The following is a 16788-nucleotide window of genomic DNA, read 5'->3' as shown; positions in this document are numbered from 1 at the left end:
GCGCATGGCGGTCAGTCAGGGCAGAGGGGGCCGCGCAAAATCTTGAGGTTTGCGCGGTACTTGTGGGAGCTGGCTTGCCGGCGATGGACCGCACAGCCGTCCCGACTTCATCGACTGACCGGCAACACGCTCAAAGGCTTTTCACTGCACCTGGGCGACGCTGCCCGGACGCTGCGCCAATACCATTGCGCAGCGGCTGGCCAAAGGCATCGAGGCTGACCTCGAAGGTATCGCCCGGGCGAGCCTGAACGCCGTCGGCAAACGACAGCGTGGCGGTGCCGAAATAGTGCACATGGATATCGCCAGCACGCAGGAACTGGTCGTACTTGAAGTGGTGGAACTCGAGGTTCTCGAAGCTGTGGCACATGTTCTGCTCACCCGACAGGAACGGCTTGCTCCACAGCACCTGGCCATCGCGCAGGATGCGGCTGGTACCTTCCAGGTGAGCCGGCAATGCCCCAAGGCGCAGCTCCGGGCCGAAGCTGCAGGCGCGCAGCTTGGAATGCGCCAGGTACAGGTAGTTGCGCCGTTCCATCACATGGTCGGAAAACTCGTTGCCCAAGGCGTAGCCGAGGCGGTATGGCGTGCCGTCGCTACCGATCAGGTACAGCCCGACCAGCTCCGGCTCTTCGCCGGCATCTTCGGCAAAAGCCGGCAGCGGCAGGTCGGCGCCGGGGCGCACGACGATGCCGCCGTCGCCCTTGTAGAACCACTCCGGCTGCGCGCCCTCCTCGCCCGCTGGCGGCCGACCGCCCTCCAGGCCCCACTGGAACATGCGCATGCTGTCAGTGACGGCGCCTTCGGCTTGCTGCTGGTGCATCTTGTCGCGGGTGGCGGCGCTGCCCAGGTGGGTCAGGCCGGTACCGGTCACCAGGCAGTGGGCAGGGTCCGGGTGGTCCAGCGGTGGCAGTACGCGGCCTTCGGCCAGCAGGGCCAGGTAGTCATGGCGCTCGCCCAGCCCGGCGGCCTGCACTTCGCAGGCCAGGTCACGGCCAGCGGCTATGGCCTGCAGGGCCAGCTCACGGGTGCTGGCGGCGCCCAGTACTTCAAGGGCGTACTCGCCTTCCACCACGCCCACGCGGCGCGCGCCGGCGGCGGTTTCGAATTGGATCAGTCGCATGCTTGTGCTCGCTTGTCGGTTGCAAAGGTTAGCGGGAGGCTTCGGCCGCCCGCGTGGAAGCCAGGCGCTGGCGGCGCTCCAGGCGGTTGTAGACCACGCCCGTGAGCAGCACCCCGCACAGCATCACCAGCGCCAGGAAATACAGGCCCGACGACAGCTGCCCGGTGTACTCCTTCAGCGCGCCGATGCCGAACGGCCCCAGGTAACCGCCGAGGTTGCCGATCGAGTTGATCAAGGCGATACCCGCAGCAGCGCTGGCACCAGAGAAGAACCGCCCCGGCAGCGTCCAGAAGATGGCCGTGCAGGAGAACAGCGCGAACGCCACCAGGCACAGCGCGGCCAACTGCAGCACCGGCACCGTCAGCCAGGCGCTGAAGAACAGGCCGACGGCACCCAGGGCGTACAGCAGGCCCAGATGGCCATAGCGGTCGTTCAGGCGGTCGGAGCTTCGCGGCACGATCAGCAGGCCGATGATGCCGAACAGGTAAGGCACCGCGGAGACAAAACCGGTGACCAGGTCACTGCCGCCAAACTGGTGGATCAGCGTTGGCAGCCATAGGCCCAGGCCATAGATGCTCAGGGTCATCGGCAAGTAGAACAGCGCCAGCAACAGCACCCGGCCATCTTTAAGGGCATGCAGCGGGTTGCCATGGCGGGTCTGGCCGAACTCGCGCAGGTCGTTGGCCAACTGCTCCTGCAGCCAGTTGCGTTGCTCGTCACTGAGCCAGCGCACCTTGGCAGGGCCGTCCGGCAGCAGGCGCAAGGTGGGCCAGGCCAACAGCACTGCCGGGGTACCGATACAGATGAACAACCACTGCCAGCCATGCAGGCCGTAGATGCCCTCAAGCCCCAGCAGCGCACCCGAAAGTGGCCCGGTGATCAGCATGGCCAGCGGCTGCGAGAGAATGAAGAAGCCTAGAATTTTGCCGCGATGGCGCACCGGGTACCACTGGGTGATGTAGTACAGCACCCCCGGGAAGAAGCCCGCCTCGGCGGCCCCCAGCAAGAAGCGCATCACATAGAAGCCGTTGGGCCCGGTGACAAACGCCATGCCGACAGTGATCGCGCCCCAGGTCAGCAAAATGCGGGCGAACCAGCGTCGTGCACCGAAGCGGTCGAGCAACAGGTTGCTCGGCACTTCGAAAAGAAAATAACCGATGAAGAACAGCCCGGCGCCAAGGCCATATGCCGCGTCACCCAGGCCTATGTCGGCGCCCATGTGCAGCTTGGCAAAGCCCACCGCCGAACGATCGACATAGGCCACCAGGTAAAGCAGAACCAGAAAAGGGATGAGTTTCAGTGTGATCAGGCGGACGAGCCGCTGCTCCTGAATCATGGCGATGTCTCCAATTGTTCTTGTAATGGGCACAGCACCTGGCCGGGGCTTTTTGGCAGACCGCTAACCTGGCGAATCGATCATATAGTATTACTATTTAAAACAACAACCCTTCACAGATGCCTTTTTAGCCGCTAGAGTCAGCCTCATAACGACAAATAGTAATACTAATTAGGTGTCCCGCTTATGTCTGATAACAAACGCCCCCTGCGCTCCGCCCAATGGTTTGGTACCGCCGACAAGAACGGCTTCATGTACCGCAGCTGGATGAAGAACCAAGGCATCCCCGACCACGAATTCCAAGGCAAGCCGATCATCGGCATTTGCAACACCTGGTCGGAGCTGACCCCGTGCAACGCCCACTTCCGCAAGATTGCCGAGCACGTCAAAAAAGGCGTGCTGGAGGCTGGTGGCTTCCCGGTGGAGTTCCCGGTGTTTTCCAGCGGCGAGTCCAACCTGCGCCCTACCGCCATGCTCACCCGCAACCTGGCGAGCATGGATGTGGAAGAAGCGATCCGTGGCAACCCGGTGGACGCCGTGGTGCTGCTGACCGGCTGCGACAAGACCACCCCGGCGCTGCTGATGGGTGCCGCCAGCTGCGACGTGCCGGCGATCGTGGTCACTGGTGGGCCGATGCTCAACGGCAAGCACAAAGGCAAGGACATTGGCGCCGGCACCATCGTCTGGCAGATGCACGAGGCCTATAAGGCCGGCCAGATCGACCTCAACGAATTCCTCTCGGCCGAGGCCGGCATGTCGCGCTCGGCGGGTACCTGCAACACCATGGGCACCGCCTCGACCATGGCCTGCATGGCCGAAGCGCTGGGTACCTCGCTGCCGCACAACGCCGCCATCCCGGCGGTGGATGCCCGCCGCTACGTACTCGCCCATCTGTCAGGCATGCGCATTGTCGACATGGTGCGCGAAGACCTGCGCCTGTCGAAGATCCTTACCCGCGAAGCCTTCGAGAACGCCATCCGCGTCAACGCCGCCATCGGTGGTTCGACCAACGCCGTGATCCACCTCAAGGCCATTGCCGGGCGCATTGGCGTAGACCTGCAACTGGAAGACTGGACCCGCGTCGGCCGCGGCACACCGACCTTGGTCGACTTGCAGCCATCGGGCCGCTTCCTGATGGAAGAGTTCTACTACGCCGGCGGCCTGCCTGCAGTCATCCGCCGCCTGGGCGAGCATGGCCTGCTGCCCAACCCCACCGCACTGACCGTCAACGGCAAGAGTCTGTGGGACAACTGCCAGGCCGCGCCGCTGTATGACGAAGAAGTCATCCGCCCGCTCGACAAACCGCTGGTGGCCGATGGCGGCATCTGCATCCTGCGCGGCAACCTGGCACCCAAAGGCGCGGTGCTCAAGCCGTCGGCGGCCACCCCAGCGCTGATGCAGCACCGCGGCCGCGCCGTAGTGTTCGAAAACTTCGAGGACTACAAAGCGCGCATCAACGACCCTGAGCTGGACGTGGACGCCAATTCGGTGCTGGTGATGAAATACTGCGGGCCCAAGGGCTACCCGGGCATGGCCGAGGTCGGCAACATGGGCCTGCCCGCCAAGCTGCTGGCCCAGGGCGTGACCGACATGGTGCGCATCTCCGACGCCCGCATGAGCGGTACTGCCTACGGCACCGTAGTGCTGCACGTGGCACCCGAGGCTGCTGCGGGCGGCCCATTGGCAGCCGTGCGCGAAGGTGACTGGATCGAGCTGGACTGCAAGGAAGGCCGGCTGCACCTGGACATTTCTGCCGAGGAACTGGCTGGCCGCCTGGCCGACCTGCAAGCACCGCCACAGTTGATCAGTGGCGGTTATGCGAAGCTGTATCTGGACCATGTGATGCAGGCTGACGAAGGTTGCGATTTCGACTTCCTGGTTGGCTGCCGTGGCGCGGCGGTGCCCAAGCATTCGCACTAACCAACCCTCAACACCTCCCCCCGGTAGGAGCGGCCTTGTGTCGCGAAAGGGGTGCGCAGCGCCCCCACAATTCATGCATCAGGCTGATATTGCCGGGGGCGCTGCGCACCCCTTTCGCGACACAAGGCCGCTCCTACACATCCCACGCATACCTTGAGGCAGTGCAAACCGATGGCTGCAACTGCCTGCATGACACCTGCCCCACAGGCCCTCCGCCACCCACTAATGCTATGATGCCCACCTCGCTCGAAGGACCTCCCGCGCCCCCCATGAACTACCGCCAGCCCACCACGCGCAAAAGCATGCACGCCACCCTGGTCCAGGACCTCGGCCTGCAAATCGTATCCGGCCAACTCGCACCCGGGCAAAAGCTGCCCTCCGAGGCCAGCCTGTGCGAAAGCTACGCGATCAGCCGGCCGGTGTTCCGCGAAGCGATGCGCGCCCTGACCGCCAAGGGCCTGGTCGAAGCCCGCCCACGGGTCGGCACGCTGGTGAGGCCGCGCCATGACTGGCACATGCTCGACCCCGACGTGCTGCACTGGCTGATGCAGGCCACCCCGCAAAAAGACTTCTTCAACACCCTGTCCAGCGTGCGCTGGGTTATCGAACCCGCCGCCGCCGCGCTGGCCGCCACCAACGCCACCCCCGAGGATGTCGAGTCGATCGCCGAGGCCTACCAGCGCATGGAAGCCGCGCGCACCCATGAAGAGCGCCTGCAACCCGACCTGGACTTCCACGCCCGCATCGCCGACGCCACCCACAACGACCTGTTGGCCTACCTGTGCAACATGCTGTCGATGGCCCTGCGCGAATCGGTGCGCTATTCCAACCAGCGGCCGAACTTCAACCAACTCGCCCTGCCCCGGCACAAGGCGATTCTCACTGCTATCCAGAATGGCGACGCGCTGGGTGCACGGCATGCTTCGCTGGTGCAGCTTGAAGATGCGCGTGTGGCGTTGAGCAAGGTGTTGGGGCAAGACCCGACTAGCTGAAGCAAAGCTGCTGATTGCTGGCGCTGGTTACCCAGTACAAGGGGCGGTGGAGTCAGTTGCAGGCAAGGAACTCCCATCGTGCGCATTTCTCACTAGGCACAACCCTGAATTTCGGCTGCCTGCACTTACAAGCTGTTACAGCGAGCACCTGAAAAGATCAGATTTAACCCCTTTCCTGTAGGGTATTTCCCAAAGATACCGAATCAGACAAGGGGTAGGAAGTGGCGAAACTGACGGCGAAGCAATTGGAGGCGCTCACCTCGGCCGATGACGGCAAGACGTTGCGCGAAGACGCCGGCCTGGTCGCCAAAGTGTGTGCGGGTGTACGCGGCGTCGCCGTCCTGTTTCGCTACGAGTTCAAGCTCGATGGAGCCAAGCGCGATCACCGCCTGGGCAGTTGGCCCAAAAAGTCGCTGGCGCAGATCCGCGCCGAGCGCGACGAAGTTAGAGCGACCGTCACCAAGGGCATCGATCCCACCACTGCCCGCAAGGCCGCCAAGATCGAAGCCCAAGCCGCCATCGCCGCCACTATTGCCGAGGCCGAGCGCCAGGCCGCGGAGAACAAGACAGTCGCCGACCTTTTCGAAGAGTGGATGCACGACGGCGTATCCCGCCAGGACGGCAACGCAGAGCTCCGCCGCAGCTTCACCAAGGACGTCCTACCCCTCATTGGCAAAAAGCCGCTGCGCAACCTCACCGAGAAAGACTTGCTCGCCGTTCTGCGCTCGATCAAAACCCGCGGCCTGAACCGCACCGTTGTGATCCGCAACAACAACATCGGCCAGATGCTACGCTGGGCCGAGAAACGCAAACCTTGGCGCGGCCTGATGGCCGACGGCAACCCGGTCGACCTGCTAGACGTCAACAAACTCCTCGACCACGACTACCAGGAGCAACGCGACCGTCTCCTCTCCCCCGACGAAATCCGCGAACTACGCGACAGCTTCGTCCGCTTGGAACACGACTATGACGCCCTCCCCGCCGGCCAGAAATACTCCGGCATCCGCCCGGTCAATCCACGCGTGCAATGCGCCGTGTGGATCTTCCTGAGTACCCTCTGCCGCATCGGCGAACTACTCAAATCCGAATGGCGTTATGTCGATCTGGAGAAAGGCACCTGGTTCATCCCAGCCGAGGCCACCAAGGGACATAAGGGCAAACGCCAGGATCACCATGTATTCCTGTCGCCATTCGCGCTGAAACAGTTCAAGCGCCTGAAAGATGAAACCGGCCACACCCCGTTCTGCTTCCCCAGCAAGGACGAAAGCAGCCACGTCGACACCAAGACGGTCAGCAAGCTTATCGGCGACCGGCAGTGCCGCTTCAAAAACCGCAGCAAGCCGCTTACTGATCGCCACCACGACGACTCACTGGTGCTGAGCAAAGGCAGCAAAGGTGAATGGACGCCGCATGACTTGCGTCGCACTGGAGCGACGATGATGCAAGAGCTAGGTGTGACGCTGGAAATCATCGACCGCTGCCAGAACCGCCTACTGGGCGGTTCAAAGGTAAGGCGACACTATTTGCACCACGACTATGCCAGAGAGAAAACAGAGGCTTGGAAACTGCTCGGAGAACGCATTGACGCCATGCTCTCCATTGACAGCGGCGCACCTAAATCCTAGAGCTAACCTGCCCACTTAGTTGAAGTAGCTTTCCCAAGGCTCGCCATTGGGCATAGCGAAAGGCCACCATGATGAAACACATACGCAATTCGCGAAATAAGCCAAACATTCGCGCCTTCTAATAACTGCCCTAAGCAGCCATATCAGATTTGAAAGACTGCCTCATGCATTGATATTTCCGCTGATTTGCACCTTTGCGTAGAGTTCGCCGGAATCACTAGCAGCACTGCCCCTGTGAAACCCAACAACCACGCGAGATCAATCGCGATGGCCGCGTGCGCCTGCGCGCAGGACGCCCTGGCATAGATGAAAGAGGCAAACATGGACGTACAGGATTTGGTTGGCATAGGGTTTGGTCCCTCCAACATGGGATTGGCCATTGCGCTCAAAGAGGACTTCGCTAGCCAGACCGCAGGCCGTAAGTTGATTTTCCTGGAGGGCAAAACGACCCACAGCTGGCACCATCCGATGATGCTGCCTAATGCAAAGATGCAGATTTCTTTTATGAAGGATCTGTGCTTCCTCCGCAATCCTGCCAGTGCATACACCTTCGTCAACTACCTGCATCAGCAGCAACGCCTCGCACGCTTTGCCAACCTTCGCGACTTCAACCCCAGCCGCAAGGAGTTCGACGACTACCTACGCTGGGTGGCATGCCAGTTTAGCGATATCACCCGCTATGCGAGCCGTGTTGAAGCCGTTCTACCAGTGGAGCATCGGGGCCAGGTAACCCACCTTGACGTCCGCGTGCGCAATACCCTGACCCAAGACATGAGCACCCTGCGCACGCGTAACCTGGTGTTAGCGATCGGTGGCCAACCTGTGATGCCGGTGAAGTACGAACACCCGCATGTATTCCACTCGTCAAGCTTTCTGCAGCGCATCACCCAATACGACAACTCCCGCCCACAGCGTTTCATGGTTGTAGGAGCCGGGCAGAGCGCAGCAGAAATCTACCAGTATCTGATCGATCGCTTCCCCTCTGCAGAGGTACGGGTGGTATGCAGCGGTATTGGCTTCAAGCAGGCTGATGACAGTGCCTATATCAACGAGATATTCGACCACGCGATGGTTGATCGCTTTTTCAATTTGAATGAGCGCGAGCGCAGCGCCCTGCTTAGCCGGCACCATGACAGCAACTATGCCGTTGCTGATTTGGCCCTAATCGAACAGCTTTACCGGGAGGAATACGAGGCCTCTATCGGTGATAACCGTCAGCGTTTCGGCATGCTCAAATTCTCACGGCTGATCAGCCTCAGCCACGACCAAGGTATTCACGCACAGCTGCGCTCAACCCTCGACGGGCACGAATACAGCTACGAGGCCGACGTGGTGGTCTTTGCCACGGGTTATCACCGGCGCCAAAACCACACCCTGCTCAAGGCTGTCTCGCCCTGGCTGGCCGGATCAGAGGACCAGCCTAGATTGACCCGCAGTTATACCCTGGCAACCCACGAGAGCTTCGCGCCGCGGATCTATATCCAAGGCATGTCTGAGGCCACACATGGGCTGAGCGATACTTTGCTATCGGTCATCTCCCGTCGCTCACACGACATCGCCCGAGACTTCGTCGAGCAAAGCACGATGCAGCCCGTGCACCAGGAGCCCGTCCTGTGAAGCGCATTCCTCGAGAGACGATGGTGTTCCTGCTGTGTTCGACCTTCTATCGGCTGGCTTCCGGTGCCTTACTGGTGTCGCTGACATGGAACATCTTGAACCAAGAAAGCATCAGCTACTTTCCGTTAGCGCTGGCGATCCTCTGTTCATTCATTCCGGCCTTCGTTACACCCACCCTGATTCGCCGCTTGACACGGAAGTTCAACGGCCGGCAGATGTCTGCACGGTTTCTCCTGGGGCTGGCGATCCTTACCTTGGTTGCCGGCGCGTGCCGTTACGACACTAGCGCGTTGCTGGTGACCAACCTGTTCGTGTGGCTGCTGTTCCTGCTGCTCGAAGCCAGCCTCGATATGTGGTTCACACAGGTCCAGCGCGGACTAGCCCCTGCGCAGGTTCAACGTTTAAGCGGCGCGACCACTGCCAGTAGCCAAGCAGCATTGATGATCGGCCCCTTACTGGCTGCGGGTCTCACACCGCTGCTGGGCAATCTTGGCTTCTCCATGATGCTGACTGCCATTTTCTTGGTGGTTGCTGCCATTTGTCACAGCGCAGGGCAGCCTCCGATCACATCGAACGATACCGGGAGCGACACGAAGGCACAGGAGCTGCCACTGGCGCTGTTCATTCCGATGCTGCTGGTATGGCCCACCTTAGGCGCGTTCAACTTCATGTTGCCGGTTAATGTCATGGTACAGGGCTGGTCCCTGCTGGAGCTGGGCATTCTTGACGCCAGCTTTGGCCTCGGTATGGCCTTGATCGGAGTCCTAGTCATCGCCGGCGTAAGTGGCTCGCGTCTCTTAGCCTTCCTCAGCGGCCTGTTGACGCTCAGCGCCGCAGCAGCCAGCGCGTGGTTGCTACTGCCCCAGGACCTACTGTTCCGCTGCGCATGCCTTGGTTTGCTCGGCATGGCCTTTGGCGGAGCACGCATCCAGATTCGTGCAGCCATCGCCCAACGCCTGGACGAAGCAGCAGTTGGCCGTAGCGTCAGCCGGGCCAATGCACTCGGCACTCCCGTGCTGCTAGTGGTGCTGCTGATCCAGCTGGGCGCTATTGCCACCGCGTGGGCACTGCCTTTCCTGATGGTCATGCTGTCGATCGCCCTGTTGATGCGGCTGGCCCTGCAACGCTCACAGCCTCACAGCGCGGCGCCCGACGCGACGCCCTACTCCTAACCTGCTCGACGAGACTAAACATGGCCCACTTCCAACGTTATGCGCTGCTGATCGGTGGCGACCTGCCTACCCGTGAGCGTGCAGTGCTTTGTACCGCACGAGCCCTCAATCTACCTGTGGTGATCCTGGCTTATCCAGGTGAGCAATTGGCACAACGCCGCCGCATCGCTGCGGGCCTGGCCGATGACTTCATAGTAGCCCCTGCTTCGCTGGACCCGCAGCACGCCCTTGAAGCGGTGCGTGCCTACCAAGAACGCACCGGTGCGGTCCCCGCCGCGGTCGTGCCCGTCAACGATTTTGTGCTCGAAGCCGGCGCAGCCATCGCTCGCCACTACTCGCTCCCGTTCCTCAGCAACAAGGTGATCCTGAACTGCCGCGACAAGCTGGTCATGAAGCAGGCCTTTTCGGCTGCTGGGCTGAACGTAGCTGAAACACTCGCGGTGGATGCGCAGGTAAGCGACTTCCGCTTCGCGCCTGGCCAGCGGGTGATTTTCAAGCCTAGCGTTTTCGGCGGCAGTGGTGGGGTATGCCTGGTGCGCGATCAAGAGGAATTGCACCAAGCGATGGCCGATGCCAAGCAATTGCTGGAGCGTTATGGCGACGCCCTGTATTTCGACCCTACGCGCATTCACCTCGAGGCGTTCCTCGACAGCGACCAAGAGGTATCGGTTGAGGTGTTCTGCACCTCACGGGGCTGCAATGCAGTCGCGGTTACTCAAAAGCAGCTGTCCGCGCGCCCTCACTTCGCGGAAATGGGCCATCTGGTGCCCTACGCCGGCAGCGACGATGCAGTGCTACGCAATACCGCCGAGCAGGCCTGCCAAGCCTTGGGCCTGGACATGGGTGTGGCCCATGTCGAGATCAAAGTCGTAGATGGCAAGCCTTACCTTATCGAAATCGGGGCCCGACCTGCCGGTGACAAGATCATCGACTTGGTGTACCGCGCTCTGGGCGTCGACCTTTATGCATTGCACGCCCGCAGCTACCAAGGCTTTCAGGACGAATTCCCCACTGCAGTTCCGGCAGGCACAGCCGCCGTGACGTTTCTTAAGTCTCCGGCCGGGATCATTCGCAAGGTCAACTGCCCAGAGCTACCAGAGGGTGTACGTGAACTGACCCTCTACAAAGGCGTGGGTGAACACACCGCTACGCAGGCGCGAAATTTTGAGACCCGAGAAGGTCACGTGGAATGGTTCTGGCCGGCAGAGCGAGGCAACGCGCCGGACTTCATGGCTCAGACCAGTCAGCTGTGCAACCGCCTCTTCGATATCGAACCGGCTTGACCGCCTCAGGAGCCCGTCATGCTCGACAATCGCTCGATCGTTTCCCTGGCCGATGCTGCACAGCACACCACCCGCCAACCCACCCCGCAGCATAAATGCGTCCGTGGCGCGCCGGTACAGACGTTCCACAAGCATGTGGAAACCTCAGATGGGCTCTTCACCGCCGGTATCTGGGAGTGCGAGCCAGGAAGTTTCACTGTTCAGTTCACCGGCTATGAATTCGCCCACTTGCTCGAAGGTGAAATTCATCTCGAGGACCAAGACGGTGAAGTACTGCGCTTTGTGCCCGGCATGCAACTGATATTTCCCGCCGGCTACGCCGGCACTTGGCATGTGCTCACGAAAGCCCGCAAGGCCTTTACCTGGCACGAAATCAGCCCGCCCCATTCCGAGGCCGTTATCCAATGAACCTTTACGACCCCCAGCGCCTCCGGGAACTGGCCCGAGAATTCCAGACCCCGCTGTGGTGCTACGACGCCAGTGTGATCCGTGGCCGGGTGGAACAGCTGCGCTCATTCGACACCGTACGCTACGCGCAAAAAGCCAATGCCAATACCCATCTGCTGCGCCTGCTCAAAGACTTGGGCGTATGGGTGGATGCTGTGTCACTGGGCGAAATCGAGCGTGCGGTACGCGCGGGCTACAGCAACGCCGATGGCGAGGCACAAATCGTCTACACCTCGGACGTGCTAGACGAGGCAACGATTGCTCGGGTCATCGAGTTGAACATTCCGGTCAACGCCGGATCACCGCAGATGCTCGAACAGATCGGAAGAGCCAATCCTGGCCACCCGATATGGCTGCGGATCAACCCTGGCTTCGGCCATGGCCACAGCCGCAAAACCAATACGGGGGGCGAACACAGCAAGCACGGCAACTGGCATGAAAACCTCAGCCATTGCTACGCACTGATCGAAAAGTACAAGCTACGCCTCATTGGTCTGCATATGCACATCGGCTCAGGCGTCGATTATGAGCACTTGCAGCGCGTCGCCACAACAATGGTCGAGCAGGTTCTACGTTGCCCCTTCGATATAGAGGCCATTTCTGCGGGGGGCGGGCTTCCAGTGGTTTACCGGGAAAGCGATAGAGAGATCGACCTGGGCCAGTACTTCGCGATATGGGACCAAGCGCGTAAACGGATCGAGGCGCACCTGAGGCACCCGGTCAGCCTTGAGCTGGAACCAGGCCGCTTGTTGGTGGCCGAGGCAGGTTGCTTGATAACCCAAGTTCGCGCCAGCAAGGACGTCGGCCGCAATCACTTCGTGCTGGTAAATGCCGGCTTCAATGATCTGCTCCGTCCCGCAATGTACGGTGCCTACCACCAGGCAACAGTGATCCCGCAAGACGCCCACACCCCTCCTAGGCAACCACGTCCCACGGTCGTGGCGGGCGCACTTTGCGAGGCGGGAGATGTGTTCACCCAATCTGCAGATGGCCAGTTAGAGCAGCGTCTGCTGCTGCCAGTCGAGGTCGATGACCTGATTGTATTCCATGCCTGCGGCGCCTATGGCTCGAGCATGTCGTCCAACTACAACAGCCGCCCACTGGCCGCGGAAGTGTTACTGGACGGCGACCGTGTGCGCTTGATCCGCAGGCGCCAGACCATCGAGGAGCTTTTGCAACTGGAAGAATGAATAAGCATCGACTGCCCCGGGCTGAGTCCAGGGGTATTTGCAGCGTGCATTACCTCAACCAAAACAGCACTTGCAGCGTGAGAACATGGAAGCGATCAGAAAGCATCAACAGTTTAAGGTCAGTCACGAATACGATGTGCATCTCAAGCGTCTCTACCCGGTCGCCGACCTGCAGACCCCATTCGGCTCGGCGCATGTCACGCTGAGTGCAGGCAAACGTAGTCGGCCGCATCAGCATCATGAGCACGAGACGTTCATCATTCTGCAAGGCTCAGGGCGCTTCGTGCAGGCCGGCCGCCAAGCGCCAGTAGTTCCAGGCGATGTGCTCTATATCGAGCCGTTCAGCGAACACTACGTTGAAGCCGACCCGCACAACGACGTGGAGTTCATGAGCATATGGTGGGAGACCAAGGACCAACCCCGCGCCCTCGACTCAACCAGCTATCTGATCTTCACGCCGCCACCAACGCCCAATGGCGATCTGCACCTGGGGCATATCTGCGGCCCTTACATCGCCGCTGACGTGATCCGTCGACAGCTGCGGCATCTGGGTAAACAAGCACACCTGGTGGTCGGCACCGACAAAAGTCAATCGTATGTCGACCTTAAAGCTCGCCAACGCGGTGAATCAGCCCAAGCACTGTTCAATCACTATGCCGATTCGATCATGCAGACCTTTCACCAAGCCGGCATGGAGTACGACTCGGTCTACGATTGCGATAGCCCGGCGCACACACCGTTCGTGCATGATTTCGTACGCAGCTTGCAGGCACGTGAAGTACTGCACCTTCGTCCGGAAACAACTGCGTGGTGCGAGCATTGCAGCCTGGAGGTATTCGATGGCTTCGCCCGCGGCGCTTGCCCCCACTGCGCGAGCCCTTCCAACGGTTGTGTCTGCGAAGATTGCGGCCGCCCGAACAACAGTCATGACCTGGCTCAGCTGCACTGCAATTTGTGCGGCAATACTCCGGTTTTCCGCTCACAGGTGAAAGCTGTGCTCGACCTGCAGGCCTGCCGCCTGCATTTTGCCCAGCACCCTTTGCAGATCGAAGCTCCAGCGCGTCTCGAAACATATCTCACACGCCAGGAGCAGCTGCCAGCGCAAGATTTCGTAGTGAGCGCCCACAGCGACTGGGGCATTCCTGGCCATGATCCGGCCTTGAAGGGGCAAACTTTCCTCGCGTGGATCGAAATGGCCGCAGGTTACATAGCTGCGCTGTACAAAGGCACCTTCAACGCCGAGCCGAAGAGCATTGATGAGGCGATTGCTCGTTTGAATCAGGCCAACGTCGAGGTGATCCATCTGATGGGCTTCGACAACTCCTTCTATTATGCCTACCTGTATCCCCGTTTGTTCGCTGCGCTGGGGCTGAACCGCTTGAGGATCAGCTTCGTAGTAAATGAATTCCTGCTGTTAGAGCAGTCTAAATTCTCCACGAGCCGCAACCATGCAATCTGGGCCAAGGACGTTTTCAGCGACCCTGAAACCACCGACTGGTATCGCTTGTATCTCTCTGTCAAGCGCCCAGAGGGACAACGCGAAAATTACCGCCATGAGGAGTTCGAAGCCTTTCGTAATGACGTTGCTTCGAACTTGCAGCATATGACCCGTTTGCACCACGAACGATTGCTTGGCTTCAATGCAGGCGTGGCGCCCCTGGAAGGCGGCAGTTGGACGCGCGAGCATGAAGACTATTCAGCGTTTTTCGACCAGCAGCTACGCCATATGCATACAAGCCTGACTGCTGCTGGAGGCTATTCAGTGAAGCAGTACGCGAACTCGCTGATGAACTTGATCGATGGACTGCAGCGATTCCAACGCCTAACCCAGCACCATTACTGCGCAGGCGCAATCGACTCGGAACGTAAAACCAGCTTGTACCTAGAAGCCAATGCAATGCTGGGTCTGCGCCAGCACTTGGGCAGCCTCATGCCCATCGTTACCGGGCAACTGTGCGAATGAGTGGTGCCCGTTTTTTCGACGCGGTAGTGGTTGGCGCAGGTATCACCGGACTGTGCACGGCGCTGCACTTGGCGCGCCGTGGACGTTCGGTGGCTCTGCTGGAGCAACAGGCTGAGCCTGACAATGCCACCGCCAATTCGGGCGCCGGCGTACGTTTTTTCGACCCGGACGCGCAAATCAGCGAATGGGTGCGTGAAAGCCACGATTTTTATCAGTCGCTGGGGGCGGCGTGGTTGCCAGCCCCAGCCCTTTACTGCCTGCAGGGCGACACCGATGACTCGCTGGAGACAGCCCGCCTTTGTGGCTTTCGCTCACAGGAATTCCTAGGGCTAAAGGCCCTCTACCCAGCGATTGAATGGGCTCCTTCAGCGTTAGCGATCGAGGACTCCGACGCAGGTTTTCGCGACCCCCTTCAAGTTACCCAACTGCTGCTGAGGAAGTGTCACAAGCTCAGGGTGTACGTCGGCTTCGCCGAACCGGTAACAGAGTTGCAGATCGATCTGCGCCATAAATTACGAACCCCAAGCGGTCTCTACAGTACCGACCAACTGCTGTTTGCTTGCGGTTACTGGAGCCCAGAGGTGATGCAGCGGCTGGGCTTACCTGCACACGTGCGCAACCGCACCGTGACCATTCATTACCTAGACAAGGCGCCTACAGTGCCTTTTCTAGTTGAGCATCTCACTGGTTTTCACATGCGCTCAACCGCTAGCGGTGGTCTGCTTTTCGGCTTGCCACAACTGGACTTCGACATACCCGCGCAGCAGTTGCCGGATCGGGCCGAAACCCAGGGAGCAATTGCGTATCAACACCTGCGCCAATATCTGCCAGTGCTACCGGCAGAAACCGCGCCGTTGCGCACCGTTCGCTCCGCCGATGCCTGGCCCTTGCTGGCCCCCGCCCCGACATTGCCGAACAACATCCACCACCTCGCCTTCGGCCAGGGAAGCGCATTCAAGTATGCCCCCGCTGCCACGCTTGCCTATCTCGACCAACATCTCAGGTAACCCTCATGACCGCACAAGGATCCATCGATTTCCGCCAGCGCCTGCCCAGCTCTGAGCCACTGATTCACACCTTGATCAACGCCTACATGATGTCGGGCGCTTTATTCACCTGTACCGAGCTCGACCTCTTTAGCTACCTGGATCATCACCCGGGTTCTGGTCTGGAAGATATTGCCGCCCACTGTCGGATCACCGCCAACCAGGCCCGCAAGCTGCTTGGGTTCGGTCAGTCCGTTGGGCTGGTACGAGCTGACCGGTCGGGCTACCACTGCTCTCCTGAGGCTGCCCGGCTTTTGTCCCGCCACAGCCCTCACAATTTGTGCGCGGCCATGGCTCACCACCAGCGGCATGTCTACCCATTGTTCAACGGTCTGAGCGATTCCATGCGCCAGCAAACGCCCATTTGCGATCGTCTGGATCCAGACGCTGACAGCGAGTTCTATGCCCAGTTGGATAAGAAGGAGGAAGAATTCCAGCTGTTCATGGAGGCGATGAACACATTCAGCCGTGGCGCCGGAACACGCCTGGCAGAGCTGATCAAGCTACGTGTTGGCAATGATCGCCCGCTGCGCATCCTTGACCTGGGTGGCGGCGGCGGCCAAGTCGCCATAGAGCTGGCCAAGCACCTGCCCGGCGCTCAAATTGTGCTCGTGGACTTGGACAAAGCCGTGCGTCACGCCGAGGCTCAGGTAATCGCTCAAGAATTGCAAGCTCGCATTGAATGCCGCGTCGGGGACATATTCGCTCCGATGCCCAACGGCCCCCTCTTCGATGTTGTACTGCTGTCGGCGGTGCTGGGTGACTGGAGCTTGCCTTACCAGAACAAGCTGCTGGACAGCGCCTACAGCCAACTCCGCAGCGGCGGTTTACTGGTGGTCAGCGAAACCCTGCTCGACGACGACCTGGGCGGGCCTATCCTGCCTGCACTGATGAGCCTGTACGTCCAAGTTCTAACCGAGGGCGGAGAGAACTTTTCAGCCGCGCGCTTGTGTAAATTGCTGACCGATAGGAAATTCCACAGTATCGAAGTTAATGACAACCGAGCCATTGGTTGTCGGGACACGGTGATAGCAGAAAGGCCTTAAAGCCTGAGTAAATGCCAGAAACACTGGCATT

The 16788-nt window shown here is 60.3% G+C and carries 13 protein-coding genes; 11 read left to right on the top strand and 2 right to left on the bottom strand.

The window, feature by feature from the left end; translation table 11 throughout:
* Positions 1-130: 130 nt before the first annotated feature.
* Positions 131-1120, bottom strand: a complete 990-nt coding sequence (gene araD1, locus JOE27_RS01445; protein WP_046787109.1) for an AraD1 family protein — start codon at positions 1118-1120, stop codon at positions 131-133.
* Between the two features lie 28 nt (positions 1121-1148).
* Positions 1149-2456: an MFS transporter gene (locus JOE27_RS01440; protein ID WP_115275242.1), complete on the bottom strand. Its 1308-nt coding sequence runs from the start codon at positions 2454-2456 to the stop codon at positions 1149-1151.
* A gap of 186 nt (positions 2457-2642) precedes the next feature.
* On the opposite strand from JOE27_RS01440, the gene JOE27_RS01435 reads away from it, so the two are divergent.
* The 11 genes from JOE27_RS01435 (at position 2643) to JOE27_RS01385 (ending at position 16757) form a co-directional block, all read left to right on the top strand.
* On the top strand, positions 2643-4376 hold the full coding sequence (locus JOE27_RS01435) for an IlvD/Edd family dehydratase (RefSeq protein WP_115275243.1): 1734 nt from the start codon (positions 2643-2645) through the stop codon (positions 4374-4376).
* A gap of 269 nt (positions 4377-4645) precedes the next feature.
* Complete coding sequence (locus JOE27_RS01430) at positions 4646-5368, top strand: FadR/GntR family transcriptional regulator (protein ID WP_046787111.1); 723 nt, start codon at positions 4646-4648, stop codon at positions 5366-5368.
* A gap of 221 nt (positions 5369-5589) precedes the next feature.
* Positions 5590-6993: a site-specific integrase gene (locus tag JOE27_RS01425; protein WP_204917638.1), complete on the top strand. Its 1404-nt coding sequence runs from the start codon at positions 5590-5592 to the stop codon at positions 6991-6993.
* Between the two features lie 321 nt (positions 6994-7314).
* The gene (locus tag JOE27_RS01420) at positions 7315-8610 is read left to right on the top strand and encodes a SidA/IucD/PvdA family monooxygenase (protein WP_204917636.1); all 1296 of its coding nucleotides are present in this window, start codon (positions 7315-7317) and stop codon (positions 8608-8610) included.
* A complete protein-coding gene (locus tag JOE27_RS01415) occupies positions 8607-9782 on the top strand; it encodes a hypothetical protein (RefSeq protein ID WP_348632611.1) in 1176 nt (391 codons plus the stop codon). Before JOE27_RS01420 ends, JOE27_RS01415 begins: the two co-directional genes overlap by 4 nt.
* A gap of 20 nt (positions 9783-9802) precedes the next feature.
* Positions 9803-11065, top strand: a complete 1263-nt coding sequence (locus JOE27_RS01410; RefSeq protein ID WP_196997930.1) for an ATP-grasp domain-containing protein — start codon at positions 9803-9805, stop codon at positions 11063-11065.
* An 18-nt stretch (positions 11066-11083) separates the two neighbouring features.
* On the top strand, positions 11084-11473 hold the full coding sequence (locus tag JOE27_RS01405) for a cupin domain-containing protein (protein WP_196997929.1): 390 nt from the start codon (positions 11084-11086) through the stop codon (positions 11471-11473).
* Complete coding sequence (lysA, locus tag JOE27_RS01400) at positions 11470-12702, top strand: diaminopimelate decarboxylase (RefSeq protein ID WP_196997928.1); 1233 nt, start codon at positions 11470-11472, stop codon at positions 12700-12702. Before JOE27_RS01405 ends, lysA begins: the two co-directional genes overlap by 4 nt.
* Before the next feature lie 85 nt (positions 12703-12787).
* Positions 12788-14665, top strand: a complete 1878-nt coding sequence (locus tag JOE27_RS01395; RefSeq protein WP_204917634.1) for a class I tRNA ligase family protein — start codon at positions 12788-12790, stop codon at positions 14663-14665.
* A complete protein-coding gene (locus JOE27_RS01390; protein ID WP_196997926.1) occupies positions 14662-15672 on the top strand; it encodes an FAD-dependent oxidoreductase in 1011 nt (336 codons plus the stop codon). The genes JOE27_RS01395 and JOE27_RS01390 overlap by 4 nt, the downstream gene beginning before the upstream one ends.
* 5 nt (positions 15673-15677) lie before the next feature.
* Entirely contained in the window at positions 15678-16757 is a 1080-nt protein-coding gene (locus tag JOE27_RS01385) for a methyltransferase (RefSeq protein WP_196997925.1), read from the top strand.
* Positions 16758-16788 lie beyond the last annotated feature (31 nt).

The sequence above is a fragment of the Pseudomonas sp. M5 genome (genome assembly GCF_016907075.1).
In the GTDB taxonomy this organism is placed as follows: Bacteria; Pseudomonadota; Gammaproteobacteria; order Pseudomonadales; family Pseudomonadaceae; genus Aquipseudomonas; species Aquipseudomonas putida_E.
Note: the sequence above shows the minus strand (reverse complement) of the source record. Positions and strands in the feature narration are given on the sequence as shown.